The organism is Pseudomonas svalbardensis (assembly GCF_030053115.1).
GTDB classification, from domain to species: Bacteria; Pseudomonadota; Gammaproteobacteria; order Pseudomonadales; family Pseudomonadaceae; genus Aquipseudomonas; species Aquipseudomonas svalbardensis.
Genome location: NZ_CP125619.1, coordinates 139137 through 165599 on the forward strand (window position 1 = coordinate 139137; position 26463 = coordinate 165599).

Consider the following 26463-nt stretch of genomic DNA (forward strand, 5'->3'; position numbering starts at 1 on the left):
CGTTAAACCAGGTAATCGCTGAGGGCGTCTTGCACACACGCCGAATCGAGCAGCGAACTGCTGCGGAAAAACCGCACGATGTTGGCGACCAGCGGGTGATGGCGATTGATCGGGAAGGCCAGTCCCGAGACTTCGCTCTTAAGAGCCCGACGTGCGCCATCGCTGATCTGCAAGGATTCGATCAGGCGGAAGTCGAACGATTTCTGAATGTCGTTAGTCAGGTAATGGCCGATGAACACCGGCAGGATGTGCGCGATGCAGCGGCGGTCGTCTTCGCTCGCGGTGTGCCAGTAGATGCGCACCAGTCGCGCCCAGAACCCGGAGTGGCGGCCCTCGTCGAGCAAGTGGTCGGCCATCAGGCCCTTGATCGACTGCTTGACCGTGTCGTCCTTGGCGAACGCCGCGACATCGCCGGTCACGGTGTTCTCTGCGATGGCCACGCAGATCAATTCCACGGCGCTGCGCAAGTGTTCCGGCGCGAGCGCCACGGCCGCTGGAATGGCTCGGCTGAGTTCGATTTCATCCGGCAGTTCGATGGGCGTGATGCCGGTCATGGCAACGGTCTGTTGCATGAAATCCATCGCCACCAGTGCGTGGTAATCCTCGTCCACCACCACGGTCATGGCGTCGTAGCGGCAGGCGAACGGGAAGGCCACGGCGAAGCGATTCTTGGCGATGCTGCGGGCGGTCTTGTCGACGATTTCGGTTTCGAAAATCACCACGTCGTTGATGAATTTGTAGAGCGTCTGCACCAGCGCAAAGTCGCGCTGCTCCGGGCATTCGCGCAGGAAGGTTTCGCTCAGCACCAACGGTTGGCGGCTCAACGGGTAGATCAACTTGTCGTCGTTCTCCAGCACGCGCCGGGGGCGGGTACGGATAGTCGCGCGGCTTTCCCAGGCGTCGGCGAAGGATTGGTAGTCGGCGGCGTTCATGCGTTCACCTCAGGCATAGGTTCGCTCATGCTCAGGCGCAGGCCATCCCACAGGGCGATGCGGCTTTCCACGGCGGCGATGGCGCTGGCGTAGACGTCTTCCTCGCGTTGCGGATCGCCATTGACCAGCCGGGCGAGGAGTTTTTCAGCGGCGGGGCCGTGGTCTTCGGAATCGACTTCGATGTGCCGTTCGAGGTAGTAACGGAAGGTCGGCGCCTGTTCGATGCCGATGCCCCAATCATCAAGAATTCGCTGGAACATCTGCGGGATGACGCTCTCGCGACCATGCAGAAATGCTGCCGCTACGCTGTGCCCCGGCGCATGCAACGCGGTGTGCAACGTGTTGCGCACGAACTGCGCTGCCGCCGGATCGACGTCCACGCTTTGCAGTGCCACGTCGTAACTCACGCCTTCTTTTTGCAGTGCGACGAAGCGTTCGACCACCGCCGTACTGGCGCCAACTTCGCGCATGGCATCCAGGTACAACTCGAAATGGCTGTAGTGACCATGAGCCGGACGATCATCGGACTCTTCACCCAGCACGATCTCGTTGATCAAACGCGCTGCCTGCGGATCTCGTGGTGGCAGCCAGGGCAGTTGCACGCAGGTGAGTTCCTGTTGCAGGCGTTTGGTCAGTGACATGAAATCCCATACCGCAAACACATGGGTTTCCATGAAACGTTGCAATACCGACAGTGAGTTGATTTCAGAAAAGATCGGATGAGCGCTAAGTTCTGCTTTCTTCTGGTTGAGGCGGTCTTTAGTCGATTTCATGGGCGAACCTATAAGTGAACTGAAAATACCGTTGGGGTGTTTGATAAATAAGCGATCGTTAGTTGGAACTTTTGTTGGCGAGCGGATGCCTCAAGCGAATTGATATGGGTACGTTGCAATACGTCGTTAAGTGACGGCCTGGCGCCAGTATTCAAGGCGGCGGAGAAAAACTAATACATGAATAAAGTTCCGGGCAAGTTCTTTTTATATTATTTGAAAGTTTAACTTTATCGCGCGCGACAAGTTCCAATAAAACTTTTCACTTGAGTTTCATTTGGATGTAGTTGCTCCTTCCGGCTTATATAAGTCAGAATTAAAATGAAGAGTGAATGCCTCACTCGAAGCAACTTTCTAACTGAATCGTTGAAATGAAATAGGGGGGCGGAAGTTGACTGGGATCAACGCCGGTTCTTCCTTTCCCGTGGCAAGACTCCTTCCGTAGGTTCTTGGTGCGGGGACTGCTCCGCTCGTGCGGTGCGTCGCCCGTTCATTATTTGTTGGCAGCCCAAGAGTGAGCGTAAATCACGGCAGCCGCTATCACCGGCGCGTCATCGACTCGGAGTCATTGTTGGTCTTGAGAGGGGTCAATCGAGGGCAGGGCTTGGGAGAGGGGCGCAGCGCGGCAAGCGAGAACGAGCAGTTCGATCTGCTCGCTCAGGCTTGCCGGCGCGGTTTACTTGGAGGTTTTCTTGTTCAGCGCTTCGGGGCTGTTGAGGTAGCGTGTGATGACCTCGACGCCCCGGTTGAGGTGTTGTTCGAGCAACTTCACCGCGCGCTCGACGTCCCGGTCTTCGACGGCCAGCAACAGCGCCCGGTGGTCTTCCTGGGACAGCTTGCCAAGGCCCATGGCTTCCAGGTTGAAGCGCAGGAAGCGCTCCTCTTCATTCAGTCCGTCTTCCACCAGCCTCAATAGCCGTTGGTTCGGCGCCTTGCAGTACAGCGCCATGTGGAAAAGCCGATTGAACCGGCCGATTTCGGTGTAGTTGTTTTCCGTTTCCAGGTCGTCGATATGACGTGCGGCCTGCTCGAAATCCTCCTTCTCGAGCAACGGGATCGACAGGCGCAGGGCTTCGGATTCCAGCAGGATCCGCAGCGCGTAGGTTTCCACGGCATCGCCCTGAACCAGCGGTGCGACCACTGCACCTTTATGGGCGATGACGTTGAGCAGCGCCTGGGCTTCGAGCTGGCGCAAGGCTTCGCGCACCGGCATGCGGCTGACACCGAAAAGATCGGCCAAATCTTGCTGACGCAGGGCGGTGCCGCAGGGAATGCGACCGTCGAGAATGGCCGAACGCAGGGTTTCTTCGATCACCGAGCGTGCCAGATGAGCGGGAATCGGCCCGTTGACCTTGATGCTGTTCAGAGGATTGGGCTTCTGTGTCACAACTACGCACCCTGTTTGACTGAAATAAATTTGGATCCAAGAGGACACTAGTGACTGCCTGACAGGTTGTCAAACGGACAAAAGGTCGCCCTGACGTGGCCGCGATGTTTTTAATGACACCTGCCATACAAAGTTTAGCGCGCCAGCAGTGATCTCACCGTGCCATTGTCTTTTACCGGGCTAACCTGCACCATCGACCGCTTTCCACCTGCCTGACCTGGATGCCTCGCATTGGCGGTACGTTTCGCGATCCCTCGGACTTTGCGCTGGCTGTGCTGCGCGTTGCTGCTGGCCGGCGTTATGCTGGGCGGGCTGCATGCCGATTGGGATTTTTCGCTGATCAGCCGTCGCGCGCAGGCATTGTACGGGCCATTGGGCGAAGGACAGCCACGCATTGATGCCTGGCAGCACTTATTGGTCACGCAAAAGCAAGTTGGCGAGCTCGAACAGCTTAAAGTGGTCAACCAGTTCTTCAATAAGCAGATGCGTTACGAGGAAGACATCGACCTGTGGCACGAGGTCGATTATTGGGAAACACCCATCGAGGCCCTGTGGAAGGGCGCCGGCGATTGCGAAGATTACGCGATCGCCAAGTATTTCAGCCTGCGTCATCTCGGCGTTGCCAGTGACAAGCTGCGCATCACGTACGTCAAGGCGTTGCGCCTGAATCGGGCGCACATGGTGTTGACCTACTACTCAAGCGCCGAGGCCATGCCGCTGGTACTCGACAGCCTGATCGATGCGATCAAACCGGCCAGCCAACGAACCGATTTGCTGCCGGTCTACTCTTTTAATGCCGAAGGGTTGTGGTTGCCGGGCGCCAAGGGCAACAAGAAAGTCGGTGACACCAAACGCCTGTCTCGTTGGCAGGATGTGTTGAAGAAAATGCAGGCCGAAGGTTTCCCGGTCGAGACGACTAACTAGGAGCACGCGCTCAGATGTCTTTGTTCAAACAGCTGTTGATCGCTATCTGTCTGTTCCTGGTGATCGCCTTCACCGGTAGCTTCGTGGTCAGCCTGGAAAGCTCGCGCACCCAATACGTCAATCAGTTGCGCTCTCACGCTCAGGATGCCGCGACCGCATTGGCACTGTCCCTGACACCGAATATCGACGACCCGGCGATGGTCGAGTTGCTGGTCAGCTCGATTTTCGACAGCGGTTATTACGCAAGCATCCGCGTGGTCGACCTCAAGACCGATCAGACCATCGTCGAGCGCAGCGGCATTCCCGCGGTGAACAACGTGCCGGACTGGTTCGTCAGAATGATCGGGCTGGAAGCGGCCGGTGGTGATGCCCTCGTCAGCCGTGGCTGGGAGCAGGCGGCGCGGATCGAGGTGGTCAGCCATCCGATGTTCGCGTTGGCCAAACTCTGGCAGAGCGCGCTGGGCAGTCTTGGCTGGTTGCTGATCTGCGGTGCGGTGAGCGCGGTGCTGGGCGCACTGTTGTTGCGCCGGCAACTGAAGCCGCTGGATTACATGGTCAAGCAATCCCACGCCATCGCTCGCCGCGAATTCCTCAGCCTGCCGGAACTGCCGCGCACACCCGAACTGCGCCGCGTGGTGCAGGCCATGAATCAGATGGTCGAGAAGCTCAAGGCGTTGTTTCAGGAGCAGGCCGTGCGTAGTGAGAAACTGCGGGTCGAATCCTATCAGGACAACCTGACAGGCCTGGCTAATCGTCGCTATTTCGAAATGCAGTTGAACGCCCGGGTGAGCAATCCGGAGCAGGCGAGTTCCGGTTATCTGCTGTTGTTGCGGGTCAAGGACCTGGCCGGGTTGAACCAGCGGTTGGGCGGTCAACGCACCGACCAGCTATTGATAGCGGTGGGTGAGCAGCTGTCCCGCGAGTGTGCCAAGTACCCGGAAACCCTGAACCTCGTGACGCGAATTCGCGGCGGTGAGTTCGCCGTGCTGGCGCCGGGGCTGGTGCGCGAAGAAGCGCTGCAACTGGTGCAGAACCTCGACAGTGCCCTGGCGAGTCTGCACGCGACGGGCGCTACTGACGTGGCCTCGGTGGCCTCGATCGGGCTGGCGCCGTTTGTTTATGGTGACTTGCCGCAAGCCGTGCTTGGGCTGGGCGATCAGGCGTTGGCTCAGGCGGAAAGCCAGGGTGAACCGAGCTGGGCGTGCCTCGATCACAGCGCCTCGGCCAGCGTCGGCGACGACCATCATGCCTGGCACAACTTGCTGGATCAGGCGTTGGATCAGCATCGTTTCAAACTGTATTTCCAACCGGTGGTGGCCGCCCAGGACACGCAGTTGGTGCTGCATTACAAGGTGCTGTCGCGTCTGATTGACGACGAGGGTCAAACCATTCCCGCCGGGCGCTTCCTGCCGTGGCTCGAGCGCTTTGGCTGGACCGCCCGGCTTGATCGGCTGATGTTGGAGCTGGTACTTGAGCAGATGGCCGACCATGAAGAATCGCTGGCGCTGAACCTTTCTTCAGCGACGCTGACCGACCCGCAGGCATTGAATAAAGTCTTTGAAATCCTGCGTCAGCATTCGAATCTCGGGGAGCGATTGACCCTGGAAATCGGTGAGGAGCAGTTGCCGGAGCAAGCCATGCTGGAAGAACTGACGCGACGTCTGCACGAACTCGGGTTCTCCCTGAGCCTGCAACGCTTTGGCGGGCGCTTCAGCATGATCGGCAACCTGGCGCGGCTTGGGTTGGCGTACCTGAAGATCGACGGCAGTTACATCCGGGCGATTGATCAGGAAGGTGACAAGCGATTGTTCATCGAGGCGATTCAGCGGGCGGCGCACAGTATCGATTTGCCGTTGATTGCCGAGCGGGTTGAGACGGAAGGGGAGTTGATGGTGATTCGTGAGATGGGGTTGTATGGGGTTCAGGGGCAATTGTTTGGTGAGCCGAAGCCTTGGCGGTGAGGCTGATGCCGCCTTCGCGAGCAGGCTCGCTCCCACAGTTGATCTTCAATGAACACAGCCTATGTGAACGACTGAAATCCAATGTGGGAGCGAGCCTGCTCGCGAAGGCGTCGGTACAGACAACAACAATGACGGGGCCTTAGATCAACCCCGTCTCATCATCATCGATCAATTGACTCAACCCACCCAACGCCTCACGGGCCTGGGTCCGGTCCATCAGCTTGGCTTGTGCGGCCGGCGGCAGGTCGGTGACGCGGATCACGCCTTTGCTGGTCAACACCTGGATCAAGTCGTCGAGTACCCGGATCATTTCCAGGTCGCTCTGCTTGAGCTGTTTGAGGCTGGTTTCCACTACTTCATTGGCATACCAAGCCTGGATTTCATGGTGGTCGGCCGGCAGTGTTTCCGTGGCCTCGGCGTAGGCCGCGGCTTCCACGCGCACTAACTGACCTTGCGCATCGCGTTGCACGTAGAACATTGAACATCCCTCGGAAATGGACCAGCGTCATGCTGTCAGCAGCATAGGCCAACTGAGCGCGAGTATGCGGTGCGGCGACGAAATCGTCACCGGGGTGATGGACGCAAACGTGGCGGCCGCCCCATAAGGGCGGCCGTTTTTCGTTGGATCAGCTGTTGTTGTGATCGATTTTGATGGTCGGGTCACTGCCGGCAATCAACGAGTTGATGTTGGCGCTGGACCAGTTGTTGCCTTCCAGCTTGATCGTCACATCCGGTGCTGCCGCTGCGGCGTCGGCGCCGTTGAACTTGCCGGCGGAGCTGACTTGCAGGGACGACACGCCGTCCACGGTGGTGATCTTCAGGAAGTTGTCGATGGTGCTGCCGGTTTCACCCTGCAGCAGATCGCGCAAGTCGATGCGGTCACCCTCGCTGGCCTTGAAGTCCTTGATCACGTCGCTGCCAGTGTCGCCGGCCTTCCAGACGAAGGTGTCGGCACCCGAACCACCGATCAGAATATCGTTACCCTTACCGCCCATCAGCGAGTCATTACCCGAGCCACCGAGCAGGATGTCATTGCCCTTGCCGCCGTCGAGGAGGTCGTTGCCACCCTGGCCGAAGAGAATGTCATTACCGGCACCGCCCAACAGCGAGTCATTCCCGTCATGCGCCCCGGACACATCGAATGCGGTGTAGTGCTCGGTGATGAACTGGTGCACGTTGCTGGTGGTGACTTTGCTGACGTCCACGCCGGTTTCTTTTGCGACGAACGCCTGAATGGCCTGATAACCCTCACCGGCGACACCGTTGAAGCTCACCAGGTCACCGAACAGGATGTCGTTGCCGTCACCGCCATTGACCGTGTCGGCGCCTGGCATTGTCGCTTCGGTGTGACCGATGATCGAGTTGGCCAGGTCTTTCGGATCGATGTTGGTTTGCGGCGTTTTATCCGAGTCGTACGGCTTCAGATCGGCAAGGGTGACGTCCTTGTTTATGCCGATGGCTTCTACCGTCGACACCTTGCCCAGCAGCGCGAAGCTATCGGTCGAGTTGTCGATGGCGTTGGAGCCGGTGCTGCTGCCGTTGCCGTCGCGATAGGACAGCTCGTATGTGCCGTTGCCCTCGGCGTGGAGGGTGCCCAGCTCGGAGCTGCTCCAGTAACCGCCCCATGAACTCTTGTACGTCTGCAGCGTGACCGTGCCGGAATTGTCGATGGTCAGGTAGTGAGTGCTGTCCAGATAACCGGAGTAGCTCTGCCCCAATTTGTAATTGGTGGTGGTGATGACGTCATCGAGATTCACGTTGCCGAACAGGGTCGGGTTGGTCTGCTCGCCACTCTGGTAGTAGGTCGGCTTGCCGTCGGTGATGAAGTACGTGAGGTTCTTCGCCCCGGTGTTCGCCATGGCGTCGGCACTCTGGAACCAGTTCGCCGTGGTTTTGAACACGTCCTCGTAGTTGGTACCGCCGCCGGAAGCCATCGAATCCAATACCGCTTTGAGCAGGATCAGCGCATTCGGATCGTTCAGGTTGACCGACACCGACTTGTTGATCTGGGTGTCGAAGTCCACCAGGAAGATATTCACCGTCCCCGAGTTGCCGCCCATGCTCTGCTTGAGCGTGTTGAACACCGACGTCAGCGAGTCCTTCGCAGACTTGACCGAGGCATCGCTCATACTGCCCGAGCTGTCGACCATGAACGCGATGTTGTAATTGGTGCCCGGCACCACGGTCAGTCCACCGATGTCTGCAACCATGATGTCGTTGCCGCCGGTGCCGACGACATTGTCATTTGCTGCGGTGGCAGTGACCGAGTTATAGACCGCTGGATTGATCGTGATCGGAATCTGTATCGAACTGCTGGCCGAATCACCCTGGCTTTCGGTCGAGACTGCCGTAACTGTCAGCGTGTTGGTACCGGTGGCGTACGGTGCCGGGGTGTAGCTCAACTTGCTCACATCCCACCCGCTGAGGTTGACGACAGCGTTACCGGTCGTGCCCGTAAAGGTGTGCGTGCCATCGGTCAGGGTCGCACCTGCCGGGATGCCGCCGATCGTGGTGATGGTCTGGGTTTCAGAACCATCAGTGTCCGGCGACGTTACCTTCAAGCCCAACGCAATGCTGCTGTTCTCGGCCATCTGAGTAGTGGTGGCGGTCACGATCGGTGTATCCGCGACCGCGGTCACACTGATGTCCAGGGTGGTGCTTGAACCGGTGCTGGTGGTGTAGGTCACAGTCGGAACCTTGCCGCTCCAATTGTTGGCCGGGGTAAAGCTGTAGTCACCGTTGGCACCGAGCGTCAGCTTGCCGACGTTTGCAATGGTGGCAGTACCGCCTGCTGTGTACTCGGTGCCACCCACCGTGAACTTGGACACGCTCAGGACGTTATCCACATCGCGGTCGTTAGTCAGTACGTTGCCGGTGGCGATCTTGTCTTCGAGGGCGGTGTTGATGTCAGCAGTCAGCACACTCGGGTCATTGACCGGGGTGACGCTGATGTTCAGGGTCGACGTGTCGTTGCTGCCCGAACCATCGGTCACGGTGTAGCTGACCGTCGGCACCGTGCCGTTGTAGTTGGCGACCGGAGTGAAGGTGTACGAACCGTTCGCCCCGATTACCAGGGTGCCAACGTTGGCGATAGTCGCGGTGGCGCCTGCCGCGTAAGTGGTCGCACCGATGGTGAAGTTGACCACGCTGACTGCGCCATCCACGCTCGAAGTACCGGTCAGCACATTGCCGATGGCGGAGTTGTCTTCGTTGACCGTAACGGTTTCGCTGACGTCGGTGAAGCTGTCGTCAACCGGTGTGACGCTGATGTTCAGGGTCGACGTGTCGTTGCTGCCCGAACCATCGGTCACGGTGTAGCTGACCGTCGGCACCGTGCCGTTGTAGTTGGCGACCGGAGTGAAGGTGTAAGCCCCGTTCGCCGCAAGCACCAAGGTGCCGACGTTGGCGATAGTCGCCGTGCTGCCAGCAGCGTAAGTGGTCGCACCGATGGTGAAGTTGACCACGCTGACCGGACCGTCGACGCTCGAAGTACCCGACAACACGTTGCCGGTAGCCACGGTGTCTTCGTTAACGGTGACGGTTTCGCTGACGTCGGTGAAGCTGTCGTCGACGGGCGTGACGCTGATGTTCAGGGTCGACGTGTCGTTGCTGCCCGAACCGTCGGTGACGGTGTAGCTCACGCTCGGAACGCTGCCGTTGTAGTTGGCAGCCGGAGTGAAGGTGTACGCACCGTTGGCCCCGATTACCAGGGTGCCAACGTTGGCGATGGTCGCCGTGCTGCCAGCAGCGTAAGTGGTCGCACCGATGGTGAAGTTGACCACGCTGACTGCGCCATCCACGCTCGAAGTACCGGTCAGCACATTGCCGATGGCGGAGGTGTCTTCGTTGACCGTAACGGTTTCGCTGACGTCGGTGAAGCTGTCGTCGACGGGCGTGACGCTGATGTTCAGGGTCGACGTGTCGTTGCTGCCCGAACCATCGGTCACGGTGTAGCTGACCGTCGGCACCGTGCCGTTGTAGTTGGCGACCGGAGTGAAGGTGTAAGCCCCGTTCGCCGCAAGCACCAAGGTGCCGACGTTGGCGATGGTCGCCGTGTTTCCAGCCGCGTAAGTGGTCGCACCGATGGTGAAGTTGACCACGCTGACCGGACCGTCGACGCTCGAAGTACCCGACAACACGTTGCCGATGGCGGAGGTGTCTTCGTTGGTCGTAACGGTTTCGCTGACGTCGGTGAAGCTGTCGTCAACCGGTGTGACGCTGATGTTCAGGGTCGACGTGTCGTTGCTGCCCGAACCGTCGGTGACGGTGTAGCTCACGCTCGGAACGCTGCCGTTGTAGTTGGCAGCCGGAGTGAAGGTGTACGCACCGTTGGCCCCGATTACCAGGGTGCCAACGTTGGCGATGGTCGCGGTGGCGCCTGCCACATAGGTGGTCGCACCGACGGTGAAGTTGAGCACGCTGACCGTGCCATCGACGCTGCTCGTACCGGTGAGGACGCTGCCGGAAATGACGGTGTCTTCCAGGGTGGAGACCGTTTCGTTGGCGTCGGTGAACCTGTCGTCGACGGGGGTAACGCTGATATTCAGGGTCGAGGTGTCGTTGGTGCCCGAACCGTCGGTGACGGTGTAGCTGACCGTCGGCACGCTGCCGTTATAGTTGGCGGCCGGCGTGAAGGTGTAGGCACCGTTGGCCGCAAGCACCAGGGTGCCGACATTGGTGATAGTCGCCGTGGCGCCTGCCACATAGGTGGTCGCACCGACGGTGAAGTTGAGCACGCTGACCGGACCGTCGACGCTGGAAGTACCCGACAGCACATTACCTGTGGCCACGGTGTCTTCGTTGACCGTAACGGTTTCGCTGGCGTCGGTGAAGCTGTCGTCGACAGGCGTGACACTGATGTTCAGGGTCGACGTGTCGTTGCTGCCCGAACCGTCGGTGACGGTGTAGCTGACGGTTGGCACCGTGCCGTTGTAGTTGGCGGCCGGGGTGAAGGTGTAGGCGCCATTGGCGGCAAGCACCAGGGTGCCGACGTTGGTGATGGTCGCCGTGCTGCCAGCAGCGTAGGTGGTCGCACCAATGGTGAAGTTGAGCACGCTGACCGGGCCGTCGACGCTCGACGTACCCGTCAGCACGTTGCCGGTGGCCAGGGTGTCTTCCGCGCTGGAGATCGATTCGTTAGCGTCGGTGAAGCTGTCATCGACAGGAGTAACGCTGATATTCAGAGTCGAAGTGACGTTGCTGCCCGAACCGTCGGTGACGGTGTAGCTGACGCTCGGCACCGTGCCGTTGTAATTGGCGGCCGGAGTAAAGGTGTACGCACCGTTCGCCCCGATTACCAGGGTGCCAACGTTGGTGATAGTCGCGGTGGCGCCTGCCGCGTAAGTGGTCGCACCGATGGTGAAGTTGACCACGCTGACCGGACCGTCGACGCTCGAAGTGCCCGACAGCACGTTGCCGGTGGCTACGGTATCTTCGAGGGTGGAGACCGTTTCGCTGGCGTCGGTGAAGTTGTCATTAACCGGCGTAACACTGATGTTCAGCGCACTGCTCGAGCCGGTGTTGGTGGTGTATGTCACCTGTGGAACGTTGCCATTCCAGTCGGCAGCCGGCTTGAAGGTGTAGTCGCCGTTGCTGGCGATGATCAGCGTTCCGACACCGGTGATGGTCGCGGTCTGGCCCGCCGTGAAGCTGCCGTTGACCCCCGTCACGCTGAAGCTGGAGACGCTCAGGGCATTATCGACATCGTGGTCGTTGGTCAGCACGTTGCCGGCCGCGTTGTGGTCTTCGTTGACGGTGATCTTGTCCACCTGCAGCACGCTTGCGTCATTGACGGCAGTAACATGCACCACCAGAGGTAGCGAGGTGCTGGCGCTTGGGGCATCGCCGTCTTTGGCGGTGGCCGTCACGGTCAGGGGGATGTCGCCATTGAAGTTCGTCGGCGGTGTCAGCTTGAGCGTGGACAGGTTCCAGCCAGTAATGTCCACCGACGTCGAGCCGTCGGCAGCATTGAAGGTGTGGGTGCCGTCGGTGAGTTTGGAACCCGCCGGTAAGCCGTTCAGTGTGAGAGTGAGTGTTTCCGAACCATCGACGTCATTGGTGTGGGCCTGGATGGTCGACAACAGGATCGCGTGGTCTTCAAGGCCCGAGTTGAGCACCTGACTGACATTGATGTTGTCCAGCAGGCCGCCCAGGCTGTTGCTGTCCCCGGCGCGGAACTCGAGCTTCTGGTTACCATCGGCAGTGACCGGAATGTCGAAGCTGTAGTGCTGCATGCCGGGGGTCGAAGTGTTCAGGGTGCCAATGAGTTGGCCGCCCCAGTACACATTGATGAGCGAATTATCCACGCCAGCACGCGGCGCATAGTCGAACGACACGTTATAGGTGCTGCCAGCCTTGGCATCGATAGTGGTGTAGAGGTTGCTCGCATCGCCGGTGTTGCGCTCCAGTTCAATGACCTGGTTATTGGCACCGGCACCATAGACGCTGGCCTTGCCGATTTCGACCATGCCACCGCGGTTGTCAGTGTGCCATACGCCGTTGCCGAGCTTGCTTACATTGACGTCACCATGGCCGCTGTTCAGAGCGACTTCCTGGAAGTCGGTCGAGACGATCATACCGCCACCGGTCAGTGACAGGCTTGGGGTATCGGTTACTGGCGCGACGACAATGGTGCCGGTTGCCGAAGACGCAGAGGGCATGCCCTGGTTGTCGGTCGAGTTGTAGGTGAAATGGGTGGTGCCACTCCAGTCGCCGGTGGGCTTGAAGTAAACCGTTGCGCCGTTGGCGGTTGCGGAGATGACGCTGCTGGCGGTCAACGCGATGGTCCCGGCGGCGTCAGCGTAAAACACGCCATTTGCCGGCAGGCTGGTCAGGTTGAAGTGGTCGACGCTGCCGTCGACGTCATTGCCGCCGAGCTGCACGGCGATCAATTGATCTTCATTACCAGTGGCCGAGGTGGTACTGACGGTCGGAGCGTCGTTGACCGAGTTGACCGTGATGTTCAGCGTGCTGATGGAATTGGTGTTGGTGGTATAGCTGATCTGCGGAGCGGTGCCATTCCAGTTCGCCGTTGGGGTGAAACTATAGTCGCCGTTGGCGGCGATAGTCACGGTGCCGACGCCGGCGATAGTCGTGACTTGACCCGCGGTAAAGGAACCGGTGACGCCTTGTACGGTGAATGTCGCGACACTCAGAGCATTGTCGACATCGCTGTCATTGCCGAGCACGTTGCCGGTTGCAACGTGGTCTTCATCGACAGTGTTGGTATCCGCAGCCAGGACGCTCGGGTCATTGACCGGTGTTACGTTGATATTCAGGGTCGAGATGACATTGCTGCCGGAACCGTCGGTGACGGTGTAGTTCACCGTTGGCACCGTACCGTTGTAGTTGGTTGCCGGAGTGAAGGTGTAGGCGCCGTTCGCTCCGATCACCAAGGTGCCGACGTTGGTGATGGTCGCGGTGCTGCCGGCGGCGTAGGTGGTTTCGCCGATGGTGAAGTTGAGCACGCTCACGGGGCCGTCGACACTGTTGGTGCCGGTGAGCAGGCTGCCGGTGACTGGGGCATCTTCGCTGGTGGTCACGGTTTCGCTGGCATCGATGAAGCTGTCATCGACCGGGGTGACGCTGATGTTCAGGGTCGAGGTGACATCAGTGCCCGAACCGTCGGTGACCGTGTAGCTGACGCTCGGCACGCTGCCGTTGTAGTTGGCCGCCGGGGTGAAGGTGTAGGCGCCATTGGCGGCAAGCACCAGGGTGCCGACGTTGGCAATAGTCGCGGTGCTGCCGGCGGCGTAGGTGGTTTCACCGATGGTGAAGTTGAGCACACTGACCGGGCCGTCGACGCTCGAGGTGCCGGCGAGGACGCTGCCGGTCACCGGGGCGTCTTCGCTGGTAGTCACGGTTTCGCTGGCATCGGTGAAGCTGTCGTCGACCAGGGTGACGCTGATGTTCAGGGTCGAAGTGACATTGCTGCCCGAACCGTCAGTGACGGTGTAGCTGACCGTCGGCACGCTGCCGTTGTAGTTGGTTGCCGGAGTGAAGGTGTAGGCGCCATTGGCGGCAAGCACCAGGGTGCCAACATTGGCGAGGGTCGCGGTTTCACCGGCCTGGTACTGAGTGCCGCCGACCGTGAAGTTGAGCACGCTGACCGGGCCGTCGACGCTCGACGTACCCGCCAGCACGCTGCCGGTGACCGGGGCGTCTTCGCTGGTGGTCACGGTTTCGCTGGCGTCGGTGAAGCTGTCGTCGACCGGGGTGACGCTGATGTTCAGGGTCGAGGTGACGTCAGTACCGGAACCGTCGGTGACCGTGTAGCTGACGCTCGGCACGCTGCCGTTGTAGTTGGTTGCCGGGGTGAAGGTGTAGGCGCCATTGGCGGCAAGCACCAGGGTGCCAACATTGGCAATAGTCGCGGTGCTGCCGGCGGTGTAGGTGGTTTCACCGATGGTGAAGTTGAGCACGCTGACCGGGCCGTCGACACTGTTGGTGCCGGCGAGGACGCTGCCGGTGACTGGGGCGTCTTCGCTGGTAGTCACGGTTTCGCTGGCATCGGTGAAGCTGTCGTCGACCGGGGTGACGCTGATGTTCAGGGTCGAGGTGACATTGCTGCCCGAACCGTCAGTGACGGTGTAGCTGACGCTCGGCACGCTGCCGTTGTAGTTGGCCGCCGGGGTGAAGGTGTAGGCGCCATTGGCGGCAAGCACCAGGGTGCCAACATTGGCAATAGTCGCGGTGCTGCCGGCGGTGTAGGTGGTTTCACCGATGGTGAAGTTGAGCACACTGACCGGGCCGTCGACGCTCGACGTACCCGCCAGCACGCTGCCAGTCACCGGGGCATCTTCCAGACCCGAGACCGTTTCGCTGGTATCGGTGAAGCTGTCATCGACCGGGGTGACGCTGATGTTCAGGGTCGAGGTGACATTGCTGCCCGAACCGTCAGTGACGGTGTAGCTGACGCTCGGCACGCTGCCGTTGTAGTTGGCCGCCGGGGTGAAGGTGTAGGCGCCATTGGCGGCAAGCACCAGGGTGCCAACATTGGCAATAGTCGCGGTGCTGCCGGCGGTGTAGGTGGTTTCACCGATGGTGAAGTTGAGCACACTGACCGGGCCGTCGACGCTCGAGGTCCCCGCCAGCACGCTGCCAGTCACTGGGGCATCTTCCAGACCGGAGACCGTTTCGCTGGCATCGGTGAAGCTGTCATCGACCGGGGTCACGCTGATGTTCAAGGTCGAGGTGACGTCAGTACCGGAACCGTCAGTGACGGTATAGCTGACCGTTGGCACGCTGCCGTTGTAGTTGGTCGCCGGGGTGAAGGTGTAGACGCCATTCGCGGCAAGCACCAGGGTCCCAACATTGGCGAGGGTCGCGGTTTCACCGGCCTGGTACTGGGTACCGCCAACCGTGAAGTTGAGCACACTGACCGGGCCGTCGACACTGTTGGTGCCGGCGAGGACGCTGCCGGTGACTGGGGCGTCTTCGCTGGTAGTCACGGTTTCGCTGGCATCGGTGAAGCTGTCGTCGACCGGGGTGACGCTGATGTTCAGGGTCGAGGTGACATTGCTGCCCGAACCGTCAGTGACGGTGTAGCTGACGCTCGGCACGCTGCCGTTGTAGTTGGCCGCCGGGGTGAAGGTGTAGGCGCCATTGGCGGCAAGCACCAGGGTGCCAACATTGGCAATAGTCGCGGTGCTGCCGGCGGTGTAGGTGGTTTCACCGATGGTGAAGTTGAGCACACTGACCGGGCCGTCGACGCTCGAGGTCCCCGCCAGCACGCTGCCAGTCACTGGGGCATCTTCCAGACCGGAGACCGTTTCGCTGGCATCGGTGAAGCTGTCATCGACCGGGGTCACGCTGATGTTCAAGGTCGAGGTGACGTCAGTACCGGAACCGTCAGTGACGGTATAGCTGACCGTTGGCACGCTGCCGTTGTAGTTGGTCGCCGGGGTGAAGGTGTAGACGCCATTCGCGGCAAGCACCAGGGTCCCAACATTGGCGAGGGTCGCGGTTTCACCGGCCTGGTACTGGGTACCGCCAACCGTGAAGTTGAGCACACTGACCGGGCCGTCGACACTGTTGGTGCCGGTGAGGACGCTGCCGGTGACTGGGGCGTCTTCGCTGGTGGTCACGGTTTCGCTGATGTCGGTGAAGCTGTCATCAACCGGGGTGACGCTGATGTTCAAGGTCGAGGTGACGTCAGTACCGGAACCGTCAGTGACGGTATAGCTGACCGTTGGCACGCTGCCGTTGTAGTTGGTCGCCGGGGTGAAGGTGTAGACGCCATTGGCGGCAAGCACCAGGGTGCCGACGTTGGCGAGGGTCGCGGTGCTGCCGGCGGCGTAGGTGGTTTCGCCGATGGTGAAGTTGAGCACGCTGACCGGGCCGTCGACGCTCGAGGTGCCGGTGAGGACGCTGCCAGTCACTGGGGCGTCTTCGCTGGTGGTCACGGTTTCGCTGATGTCGGTGAAGCTGTCATCGACCGGGGTCACGCTGATGTTCAGGGTCGAGGTGACGTCAGAACCGGAGCCGTCGGTGACGGTGTAGCTGACCGTAGGCACGCTGCCGTTGTAGTTGGCCGCCGGGGTGAAGGTGTAGGCCCCGTTCGCTCCAATGACCAGAGTGCCGACGTTGGCGAGGGTCGCGGTGCTGCCGGCGGCGTAGGTGGTTTCGCCGATGGTGAAGTTGAGCACGCTGACCGGGCCGTCGACGCTCGACGTACCGGTAAGCACGCTGCCGGTCACCGGGGCATCTTCCAGACCCGAGACCGTTTCGCTGGCATCGGTGAAGCTGTCATCAACCGGGGTGACGCTGATGTTCAGGGTCGAGGTGACGTCAGTACCCGAACCGTCGGTGACGGTGTAGCTGACGCTCGGCACCGTGCCGTTGTAGTTCACGGCCGGGGTAAAGGTGTAGGCGCCGTTCGTTCCGATCACCAGGGTGCCGACATTGGCGATAGTCGCCGTGCTGCCGGCGGCGTAGGTGGTCCCGTCGATGGTGAAATTGAGCACGCTGACCGGGCCGTCGACGCTGCTGGTGCCGGAGAGCACGCTGCCGGTGACTGTGGCGTCTTCGCTGGTGGTTACGGTTTCGCTGGCATCGGTGAAGCTGTCATCAACCGGGGTGACGCTGATGTTCAGGGTCGAAGTGACGTCAGAGCCGGAGCCGTCGGTGACCGTATAGCTGACCGTTGGCACCGCGCCGTTGTAGTTGGCCGCCGGGGTGAAGGTGTAAGCGCCATTGGCGGCAAGCACCAGGGTGCCAATATTGGCAATAGTCGCGGTGCTGCCGGCGGCGTAGGTGGTTTCGCCGATGGTGAAGTTGAGCACACTGACCGGGCCGTCGACGCTCGACGTACCGGTAAGCACGCTGCCGGTCACCGGGGCATCTTCCAGACCCGAGACCGTTTCGCTGGCATCGGTGAAGCTGTCATCAACCGGGGTGACGCTGATGTTCAGGGTCGAAGTGACGTTGCTGCCCGAACCGTCGGTGACGGTGTAGCTGACGCTCGGCACCGTGCCGTTGTAGTTGGTCGCCGGAGTGAAGGTGTAAGCGCCGTTCGCTCCGATCACCAGGGTGCCGACGTTGGCGAGGGTCGCGGTTTCACCGGCCTGGTACTGAGTACCGCCGACCGTGAAGTTGAGCACACTCACCGGGCCGTCGACGCTCGACGTACCGGCGAGCAGGCTGCCGGTGACTGGGGCATCTTCGCTGGTAGTCACGGTTTCGCTGATGTCGGTGAAGCTGTCGTCGACCGGGGTGACGCTGATGTTCAGGGTCGAGGTGACGTTGCTGCCCGAACCGTCGGTGACCGTGTAGCTGACGTTCGGCACCGTACCGTTGTAGTTGGTTGCCGGAGTGAAGGTGTAGGCGCCGTTCGCTCCGATCACCAGAGTACCAACGTTGGCAAGGGTCGCGGTTTCACCGGCCTGGTACTGGGTACCGCCAACCGTGAAGTTGAGCACACTGACCGGGCCGTCGACGCTCGACGTACCGGTGAGGACGCTGCCGGTGACCGGAGCGTCTTCGCTGGTGGTCACGGTTTCGCTGGCATCGATGAAGCTGTCATCAACCGGGGTGACGCTGATGTTCAGGGTCGAGGTGACATCAGTACCGGAACCGTCGGTGACGGTATAGCTGACCGTTGGCACGCTGCCGTTGTAGTTGGTCGCCGGAGTAAAGGTGTAGACGCCATTGGCGGCAAGCACCAGGGTGCCGATATTGGCAATAGTCGCGGTGCTGCCGGCGGCGTAGGTGGTCCCGTCGATGGTGAAGTTGAGCACGCTGACCGGACCATCAACGCTCGAGGTCCCCGCCAGCACGCTGCCAGTCACCGGGGCATCTTCCAGACCCGAGACCGTTTCGCTGGCATCGATGAAGCTGTCGTCGACTGGGGTGACGCTGATGTTCAGGGTCGAGGTGACATCAGTGCCCGAACCGTCGGTGACGGTGTAGCTGACGCTCGGCACCGTGCCGTTGTAGTTCACGGCCGGGGTAAAGGTGTAGGCGCCGTTCGTTCCGATCACCAGGGTGCCGACATTGGCAATAGTCGCGGTACTGCCGGCGGCGTAGCTGGTTTCGCCGATGGTGAAGTTGAGCACGCTCACCGGGCCGTCGACGCTCGAGGTCCCCGCCAGCACGCTGCCAGTCACCGGGGCATCTTCCAGACCCGAGACCGTTTCGCTGGCATCGGTGAAGCTGTCGTCGACCGGGGTGACGCTGATGTTCAGGGTCGAGGTGACGTCAGTACCCGAACCGTCGGTGACGGTGTAGCTGACGCTCGGCACCGTGCCGTTGTAGTTGGCCGCCGGAGTAAAGGTGTAGACGCCATTGGCGGCAAGCACCAGGGTGCCGACATTGGCGATAGTCGCCGTGCTGCCGGCGGCGTAGGTGGTTTCGCCGATGGTGAAGTTGAGCACACTCACGGGGCCGTCGACACTGTTGGTGCCGGTGAGGACGCTGCCGGTGACTGGGGCGTCTTCGCTGGTGGTCACGGTTTCGCTGATGTCGGTGAAGCTGTCGTCGACCGGGGTGACGCTGATGTTCAGGGTCGAGGTGACGTTGCTGCCCGAACCGTCGGTGACCGTGTAGCTGACGTTCGGCACCGTACCGTTGTAGTTGGTTGCCGGAGTGAAGGTGTAGGCGCCGTTCGCTCCGATCACCAGAGTACCAACGTTGGCGAGGGTCGCGGTTTCACCGGCCTGGTACTGGGTACCGCCAACCGTGAAGTTGAGCACACTGACCGGACCATCGACGCTCGAGGTCCCCGCCAGCACGCTGCCGGTCACCGGGGCGTCTTCGCTGGTGGTCACGGTTTCGCTGGCATCGATGAAGATGTCATCGACCGGGGTGACGCTGATGTTCAGGGTCGAGGTGACATCAGTACCGGAACCGTCGGTGACGGTATAGCTGACCGTTGGCACGCTGCCGTTGTAGTTGGTCGCCGGAGTGAAGGTGTACGCCCCGTTCGCTCCGATCACCAGAGTGCCAACGTTGGCGAGGGTCGCAGTTTCACCGGCCTGGTACTGGGTACCGCCAACCGTGAAGTTGAGCACGCTGACCGGACCATCAACGCTCGAGGTACCGGCGAGCACGCTGCCGGTCACCGGGGCGTCCTCGCTGGTGGTCACGGTTTCGCTGATGTCGGTGAAGCTGTCGTCGACCGGGGTGACGCTGATGTTCAGGGTCGAAGTGACATTGCTGCCCGAACCGTCGGTGACCGTGTAGCTGACGCTCGGCACCGTACCGTTGTAGTTGGTCGCCGGGGTGAAGGTGTAAGCGCCGTTCGCTCCGATGACCAGAGTGCCGACGTTGGCGAGGGTCGCGGTACTACCGGCGGCGTAGGTGGTTTCGCCGATGGTGAAGTTGAGCACGCTGACCGGGCCGTCGACGCTCGAGGTGCTGGCGAGGACGCTGCCGGTGACTGGGGCATCTTCGCTGGTGGTCACGGTTTCGCTGATGTCGGTGAAGCTGTCGTCGACCGGGGTGACGCTGATGTTCAGGGTCGAGGTGACGTCAGTACCGGAGCCGTCGGTGACGGTATAACTGACCGTCGGCACCGTGCCGTTGTAGTTGGCCGCCGGGGTAAAGGTGTAGGCGCCATCGGCCGCAATGACCAGGGTGCCGACGTTGGCAATGGTGGCGGTCTGGCCGGCTGTGAAGGTGGCATTGACGCCGGCGATGGTAAAGGTGGCCACGCTCAGGACGTTGTCGACGTCGCTGTCGTTACTCAGCACGTTGCCGATCGCAGGGGTGTCTTCTGCAATGGTTTGGGTGTCTGCAGTCAAAACGCTCGGATCATCGACCGCCGTCACGGTGAGATCCAGCGTGCTGGTCAAGCCGGTGTTGGTGGTGTACGTGACTTGCGGTACGGCGCCGTTGTAGTTGGTGTCCGGAGTAAAGGTGTAGTTGCCATTGGTGCCGATGGTCAACGTACCGACGCCGACGATGGTCGCCGTCTGGCCTGCGGTGAAACTGCCGGCCATGCCGGCGACGGTGAAGCTGGTGATGCTCAGAGGCGTGTCGGCATCGCTATCGTTGTTCAGTACGTTGCCGGTCGCGACGCTGTCTTCGGCCTGTGTGCCAGTATCAGCGGTCAGTACGCCCGGAGCGTTGGTGGCCGTGGTGTTCTGATTGCCAATATCGAACGTGGTGGTTGTGGCAGTGGAATCAGGACCGTCGGTTGGGAAACCAATGGTCGGGTCCACCCGGCCAGCGGTTGCATCCAGCATCACGAAGCTGTGGCCGCTACCTGCCGCGCCGCCTGTGCCGGCAGCCGTCGGGCCGGCCGCAGTGGCTTCAAGATCGGTGGTCGGGTCGGCACCGGCAACGATGGCTTGCTGCAGCTCTTCAACCGATGGCGCGGCTTGTGCAGTGGCTTGTGCAAGGTCGGTGCTGGAATCCGGATCGCTGCCGCTCCACTGAGTGTCGCGGCCCAGGTCCAGGGCCCGGCCGTCAGCCAGTTCAAGCGTAACGGCGCCCGCTGCGCCAGTGTCTACCTGATCGCCCACAAACAACCGATCGCCTTCAACGAGTACGCGGCGCACGCCCTCTGGGGACACAGCGAAAACCTGACCGACAATGCTTTTGACGATGGCCACAACACTGCTCATTGAAGACTCTCCGGGTGCCGCATTCAGTTGACTTCCATGGACTTGACGGCGTGTTTGCCAAACCAGTCTGGACGTACTTTCAAGGTATTAGAGGTGCAACTTTGACGCGGTTATTCGTCAACAAATTGGCTATATTCTTTCGCTATAAACTTTATGCCAAACTATTGACCTTGCGCATGTCATCCTAAACAATCGCCCCCGTAATGTCACATTGATATTTCGGCGCCGACCGCTCTCGCAGAGTGTGATTCAGTTCCAACATTCAACTTTCCGACATACGGTCATTCCAGTTGTCATCACCCGATGCAGCGGCACGTTCTGCAGTGATTCAAGACAAGCAATTCCGGGAAATTCCAAAAATGCGTTTGCACATGCTCAAGGCTTTACCCTTCGCCGTAGCCGCCAGTTTTGTTCAGGCGCAGACCCTTCCGGAAGCCATGCAACAGGCACTGGATGTCCATCCGGAAATCCAGGCAGGCGTTAACAGTCGATTGGCCGCGGATTATCAGTTAAAGGCAGCAAAAGGTGGATACCTCCCACGGGTCGATCTGCTGGGCGGTTATGGTCGCGAAGGCACTGACAGCGTCACCACGCGTGCCGCCGGCAACAACAATCACTGGGAAACCCTGAATCGCAGCGAGTCGAGTGTGCGGTTGTCGCAAATGGTTTTTGACGGTTTTGCGACGTCGAGTGAAGTGGGGCGTCAACAAGCCACCGTTAACTCCCGCGCTTATTCTTTGCTGGGCACGTCCGAACGCACCGCGCTCACCGTCGCGCAGGTGTATCTCGATGTACTGACCCGCCGTGAGTTCGTGCGCCTGGCGACCGACAACCTGAAGAGCCACGAACGGATTTTCGACCAGATCAAACTGCGCACCCAGCGCGGCGTGGGCAGCGGCGCCGACCTCGACCAGGCCGAAGCGCGCATGGCTCAGGCCCGCAACAACCTGATCACCGAGCAAACCAACCTGGCTGACGCCGAGACCAACTTCCTCAGCGCCGTTGGCCAGATGCCCGATCAGCTGGAGCGTCCTTCCGACTTCATGGCGCTGTTGCCGGCCAACCTGAATGAAGCCCGGGCGCAGATGCTGGAAAACAGCCCGACCCTGCGTTCCGCCGAGTCTGACATTGCCGCTGCCGAGAAACAGTACGCAGCCGCCAAGTCGAGCTTCTACCCGCGCTTCGATGCCGAATTGGGTCGCAGTGCCGACAATGATCTCGACGGCCAGAACGGTCACAGCAATGAATGGCAGGCCATGTTGCGCATGCGCTTCAATCTGTATGCCGGTGGCAGCAACAAGGCTGATCTGGAAGCTAAGTCCTACCTGTCCAACCAGGCACTGGATATTCGCAACAACGCCTTGCGCGTGTTGAACGAAGAGCTGGGTCTGGCCTGGAATGCCTTGAACAACGCCAATGCCCAAGTGCCGATCGCCCAGCAATATGTCGATCACAGCACCCGCGTGCGCACCGCCTATCAGAAGCAGTTCGGTCTCGGCGAGCGCACTTTGCTCGACCTGCTCGACAGTGAAAACGAGCTGTTCTCGGCTTCTCGTCGCCTGGCGGAGATCAAGAACATTCAGTTATTTACTCAGTACCGAATCAAGGCGACCATGGGCGAGTTGCTCAAGAGCCAGGGAGTGGTCGCACCGTTGGCATCCGTTGTGCAAAACGACGTGAAGCCTAAGGTTCAACTGCCCGGGATGAATTGAGCAGAACCTTCATTGTTCAATTGTTAGCCAAGAGTGCCGAGCGTGGAATCAGAAGTCAGTCGAGTTCAACTCATTCATGATCCACGCGCGCTGCACGACGATCCATTACTGGACGGCTTGCTGGCTCTTTGCACCCTGCATCAGAAACCGGCCAGCGCCGCGATGTTGACCACCGGCCTGCCGTTGCCCAAGCAGCGCCTGAGTGTTGAACTGCTGCCCCGCGCGGCCGCTCGTGCCGGCCTGCAAGGGCGGGTGCTGGTACGCAAGCTGGAGCAGATTCCGGCGATTGCCATGCCGGCGCTGTTGCTGCTCAAGGATGGTCGCAGTGCCGTCCTGCTTGGCTGGCAAGGTGACGACCAGGCGCGCCTGCTGATCAGTGAAAGCGACGGTGGCGAAAGTGTCGTCAGCCGCGAACTGCTGGCCGATGACTACACCGGCAAAGTGTTCTTCGCTCAACCCCAGCATAAATACGACGTCAATCACGGCACGCTGATCCCGCGCGCGCGCTCGTGGTTCCGCGACACCCTCAAGCGCTCGCGCTGGCTGTACGCCGACGCCATCGCCGCCAGTTTCCTGATCAACGTCATTGCCATGGCCGCTCCGCTGTTCGTGATGAACGTCTACGACCGCGTCGTGCCGAACCAGGCCGAATCCACCCTGTGGGTGTTGGCCATCGGCATCACCGGGGCGTACCTGTTCGACCTGATCCTCAAGAGCCTGCGCAGCCTCTGCCTGGACCTGGCCGGGAAGAAAACCGACCTGATCATCTCGGCCACGTTGTTCGAGCGCATCGTCGGCATGGCCATGAAGTACCGTCCCGCACGGGTCGGCAGCTTCGCCCAGAACATCCATGAGTTTCAGAGCCTGCGGGACTTCCTTGCTTCGCTGACCCTCACCAGCCTGATCGACCTGCCGTTTACGTTGCTCATCTTCATGGTCATCGCGATTCTCGGCGGGCATCTGGTGTGGATTCCGGTGCTAGCGTTCCCGATTGCCCTGCTGATCGGCTATGCCTTGCAGAAGCCACTGGTGGCGACCATGGAGCGAACCATGGCGCTGGGCGCCGAGCGGCAGTCGAGCCTGATCGAAACCCTCGCTGGCCTCGATGCAGTGAAGGTCAACAACGCCGAAAGCGAACGCCAGTATCAGTGGGAGCAGACCATCGGCACCCTCAGCCGCCTCGAGCTGCGGGTGAAAATGCTCTCCGGTCTGGCGATGAACATCACCTTGCTGATCCAGCAACTGGCCGGGGTGATCATGATCGTCTTCGGCGTGTACCAGATCATCGACGGTCACCTGAGCATGGGCGGCTTGATCGCCTGCTACATGCTCAGCGGCCGCGCGCTCAGCCCGCTGGCCTCGCTGTCTGGTCTGCTGACGCGCTACCAGCAAGCGCGGGTGACCATGACTTCGGTCGATCAGATGATGGAGCTGCCGCAAGAGCGTAACTTCGAGGAACGCCCACTGAGCCGCAAGGTGCTGCAAGGCGCCATCGAATGCCGGCAGATGAACTTCACCTACCCGAACCAACAGAACGCGGCGCTGAAGAACATCAACCTGATCATCAAGCCTGGCGAGAAGATCGGCATCATCGGTCGCAGCGGCTCGGGGAAAAGCTCCCTGGCCAAACTGCTCGTAGGCCTCTACCAGCCGGACGATGGCGCCCTGTTGGTGGATGGCGTCGATATCCGTCAGATCGACGTCAGCGAATTGCGCCACAACATTGGCTACGTGGCCCAGGACATCCAGCTGCTGGCCGGCACGCTGCGCGACAACCTCGTGTCGGGCGCGCGTTATGTCGAAGACGAAATGGTGCTGCAAGCTGCCGAGTTGGCCGGCGTCCACGAATTCGTCCGTCTGCACCCGCAAGGTTATGAGCTACAAGTCGGCGAGCGTGGGCAGAACCTGTCTGGCGGTCAGCGCCAGAACGTTGCCCTGGCCCGTGCGTTGTTGCTCAACCCGCCGATCTTGCTGCTCGACGAACCGACCAGCGCCATGGACAACACCGGTGAAGAACGTCTCAAGCAACGCCTCGTGGCGGTGGTTGAAAACAAAACCGTGGTGCTGGTGACGCACCGGGCTTCGCTGTTGTCGCTGGTGGATCGGCTGATCGTCATCGACCGCGGGCAGATTATCGCCGACGGCCCGAAAGCCGCCGTGATGGAAGCGTTGAAGAAGGGGCAGATCAGTGTTGCTTAAGTCGGGTTTCAAGAATTCGATCGGCCGTTATTTCAAAGGCTCCGAGTCGCTGCATGGCCAACCACTTCCCGAGGTCAACAAAGCGCTGATCGAGGACGCCCCACGCGTGGTGCGGCTGACCATCTGGGCGATCATCGGCTTCTTCGTGTTCCTGATGCTCTGGGCCAACTTCGCCGTGGTCGACGAAGTCACCAAGGGCGACGGCAAGGCGATTCCCTCGTCCAAGATCCAGAAGATCCAGAACCTTGAGGGCGGTATCGTCTCCGAGTTGTTCGTGACCGAAGGGCAGATCGTCGAGGCCGGCGCGCCGCTGATTCGCCTGGACGACACGCGATTCGCCTCCAACGTCGGCGAAACCGAAGCCGATCGGCTGTCGATGCTGCTGCGAGTCGAACGCTTGAGCGCGGAAGTCGACGACCGTCCGCTGAACTTCCCCGCCGATGTGCTGAAAGCCGTACCCGGTCAGGCGGCCAGCGAAGAGTCGCTGTACATCAGCCGCCGTCAGCAGCTGCACGATGAAATTGGCGGTTTGGAGGAACAGTTGATCCAGCGTCAGCAAGAGCTGCGCGAGTTCACTTCCAAGCAGTCGCAGTACCGCAACGGGCTCGCGTTGCAACGTCAGGAAATCAACATGTCCGAGCCGTTGGTGGCCCAGGGCGCGGTATCGCCGGTTGAAGTGCTGCGGCTCAAGCGTGCCGAGGTTGAAACCCGCGGGCAACTGGACGCGACCACCCTGGCCATTCCTCGCGCCCAATCGGCGATCAAGGAAGTGCAGCGCAAAATCGACGAGACCCGTGGCAAGTTCCGCAGCGAAGCACTGACTCAACTCAATGAAGCACGCACTGATCTGAACAAGGCCCAGGCCACCGGCAAAGCGCTGGAAGACCGGGTCAGCCGGACGATGGTCACCTCGCCGGTGCGCGGCATCGTCAACAAGTTGCTGGTCAACACCATTGGCGGCGTGATTCAGCCGGGCAGCGACCTGGTGGAAATCGTGCCGCTGGACGACACCTTGCTGGTAGAGGCGAAAGTTCGCCCACAAGACATCGCCTTCCTGCATCCGGGGCAGGAAGCGACGGTGAAGTTCACGGCGTATGACTACACCATTTATGGTGGGCTGAAGGCCAAGCTTGAACAGATCGGTGCCGACACCATCACCGACGAAGACAAGAAAACCACTTACTACATCATCAAGCTGCGCACTGACCGCAGCCACTTGGGGACGGATGAAAAGCCCTTGCTGATCATCCCGGGGATGGTGGCTTCGGTGGATATCATCACGGGCAAGAAGACCGTTCTCAGCTATCTGCTCAAGCCGATTATTCGGGCGCGGGCAGAGGCGTTGCACGAGCGGTAGATCTCTTGCGCGGCTGACGGCCTCTTCGCGAGCAGGCTCGCTCCCACATGGGTTCTGTGCCGGTCACAAATTCCCTGTGGGAGCGAGCCTGCTCGCGAAGACGGCCTCAAGAGCGGCGCAACCAAATGCCATATCGTTATTCGCTAACGGTATTTA

At 60.6% G+C, this 26463-nt stretch carries 10 protein-coding genes; 5 read left to right on the forward strand and 5 right to left on the reverse strand.

Translation table 11 applies throughout. The features are described 5' to 3' along the window. Positions 1-2 precede the first annotated feature (2 nt). The 3 genes from QFX16_RS00670 to QFX16_RS00680 form a co-directional block, all read right to left on the reverse strand. Entirely contained in the window at positions 3-932 is a 930-nt protein-coding gene (locus tag QFX16_RS00670; RefSeq protein WP_283182426.1) for a diiron oxygenase, read from the reverse strand. Next, positions 929-1705, reverse strand: a complete 777-nt coding sequence (locus QFX16_RS00675) for a DUF3050 domain-containing protein (protein ID WP_283182427.1) — start codon at positions 1703-1705, stop codon at positions 929-931. The genes QFX16_RS00670 and QFX16_RS00675 overlap by 4 nt, the downstream gene beginning before the upstream one ends. Before the next feature lie 673 nt (positions 1706-2378). Then, positions 2379-3089 carry a GntR family transcriptional regulator gene (locus QFX16_RS00680; RefSeq protein WP_283182428.1) on the reverse strand — a complete coding sequence of 237 codons (711 nt, stop codon included), beginning with the start codon at positions 3087-3089 and terminating at the stop codon, positions 2379-2381. Between the two features lie 231 nt (positions 3090-3320). Here QFX16_RS00680 and lapG point away from each other — a divergent pair, with 231 nt between their 5' ends. Both lapG and lapD read left to right on the forward strand, forming a co-directional pair. Then, the gene (gene lapG / locus QFX16_RS00685; RefSeq protein WP_283182429.1) at positions 3321-4013 is read left to right on the forward strand and encodes a cysteine protease LapG; all 693 of its coding nucleotides are present in this window, start codon (positions 3321-3323) and stop codon (positions 4011-4013) included. A 14-nt stretch (positions 4014-4027) separates the two neighbouring features. After that, positions 4028-5974 (forward strand): cyclic di-GMP receptor LapD, encoded by a 1947-nt coding sequence (lapD, locus tag QFX16_RS00690; protein ID WP_283182430.1) that lies wholly within the window; start codon positions 4028-4030, stop codon positions 5972-5974. A 139-nt stretch (positions 5975-6113) separates the two neighbouring features. Here the strand turns inward: lapD and QFX16_RS00695 are convergent, their stop codons facing one another. Together QFX16_RS00695 and QFX16_RS00700 are read right to left on the reverse strand one after the other, a co-directional pair. After that, a complete protein-coding gene (locus QFX16_RS00695) occupies positions 6114-6452 on the reverse strand; it encodes a hypothetical protein (RefSeq protein ID WP_056745772.1) in 339 nt (112 codons plus the stop codon). 148 nt (positions 6453-6600) lie between these two features. Beyond that, positions 6601-21039, reverse strand: a complete 14439-nt coding sequence (locus QFX16_RS00700; protein ID WP_283182431.1) for a retention module-containing protein — start codon at positions 21037-21039, stop codon at positions 6601-6603. Between the two features lie 359 nt (positions 21040-21398). Between QFX16_RS00700 and QFX16_RS00705 the strand changes: the two genes are divergently transcribed. Genes QFX16_RS00705 through QFX16_RS00715 form a run of 3 tightly spaced genes read left to right on the forward strand, consistent with a single transcriptional unit; the run spans position 21399 to position 26307 of the window. Continuing rightward, positions 21399-22751 (forward strand): TolC family outer membrane protein, encoded by a 1353-nt coding sequence (locus tag QFX16_RS00705; protein WP_283182432.1) that lies wholly within the window; start codon positions 21399-21401, stop codon positions 22749-22751. Positions 22752-22793: 42 nt separating this feature from the next. Continuing rightward, positions 22794-24950: a type I secretion system permease/ATPase gene (locus QFX16_RS00710; RefSeq protein WP_283182433.1), complete on the forward strand. Its 2157-nt coding sequence runs from the start codon at positions 22794-22796 to the stop codon at positions 24948-24950. Then, positions 24940-26307, forward strand: a complete 1368-nt coding sequence (locus QFX16_RS00715) for an HlyD family type I secretion periplasmic adaptor subunit (RefSeq protein ID WP_283182434.1) — start codon at positions 24940-24942, stop codon at positions 26305-26307. Before QFX16_RS00710 ends, QFX16_RS00715 begins: the two co-directional genes overlap by 11 nt. Positions 26308-26463 lie beyond the last annotated feature (156 nt).

Bases quoted from the DNA above. Each gene is read 5' to 3' on its own strand.
- QFX16_RS00700 (WP_283182431.1), bottom strand. From the start codon at position 21,039: ATGAGCAGTGTTGTGGCCATCGTCAAAAGCATTGTCGGTCAGGTTTTC.
- QFX16_RS00675 (WP_283182427.1), bottom strand. From the start codon at position 1,705: ATGAAATCGACTAAAGACCGCCTCAACCAGAAGAAAGCAGAACTTAGC.
- lapD (WP_283182430.1), top strand. From the start codon at position 4,028: ATGTCTTTGTTCAAACAGCTGTTGATCGCTATCTGTCTGTTCCTGGTG.
- QFX16_RS00695 (WP_056745772.1), bottom strand. From the start codon at position 6,452: ATGTTCTACGTGCAACGCGATGCGCAAGGTCAGTTAGTGCGCGTGGAA.
- QFX16_RS00705 (WP_283182432.1), top strand. From the start codon at position 21,399: ATGCGTTTGCACATGCTCAAGGCTTTACCCTTCGCCGTAGCCGCCAGT.
- QFX16_RS00670 (WP_283182426.1), bottom strand. From the start codon at position 932: ATGAACGCCGCCGACTACCAATCCTTCGCCGACGCCTGGGAAAGCCGC.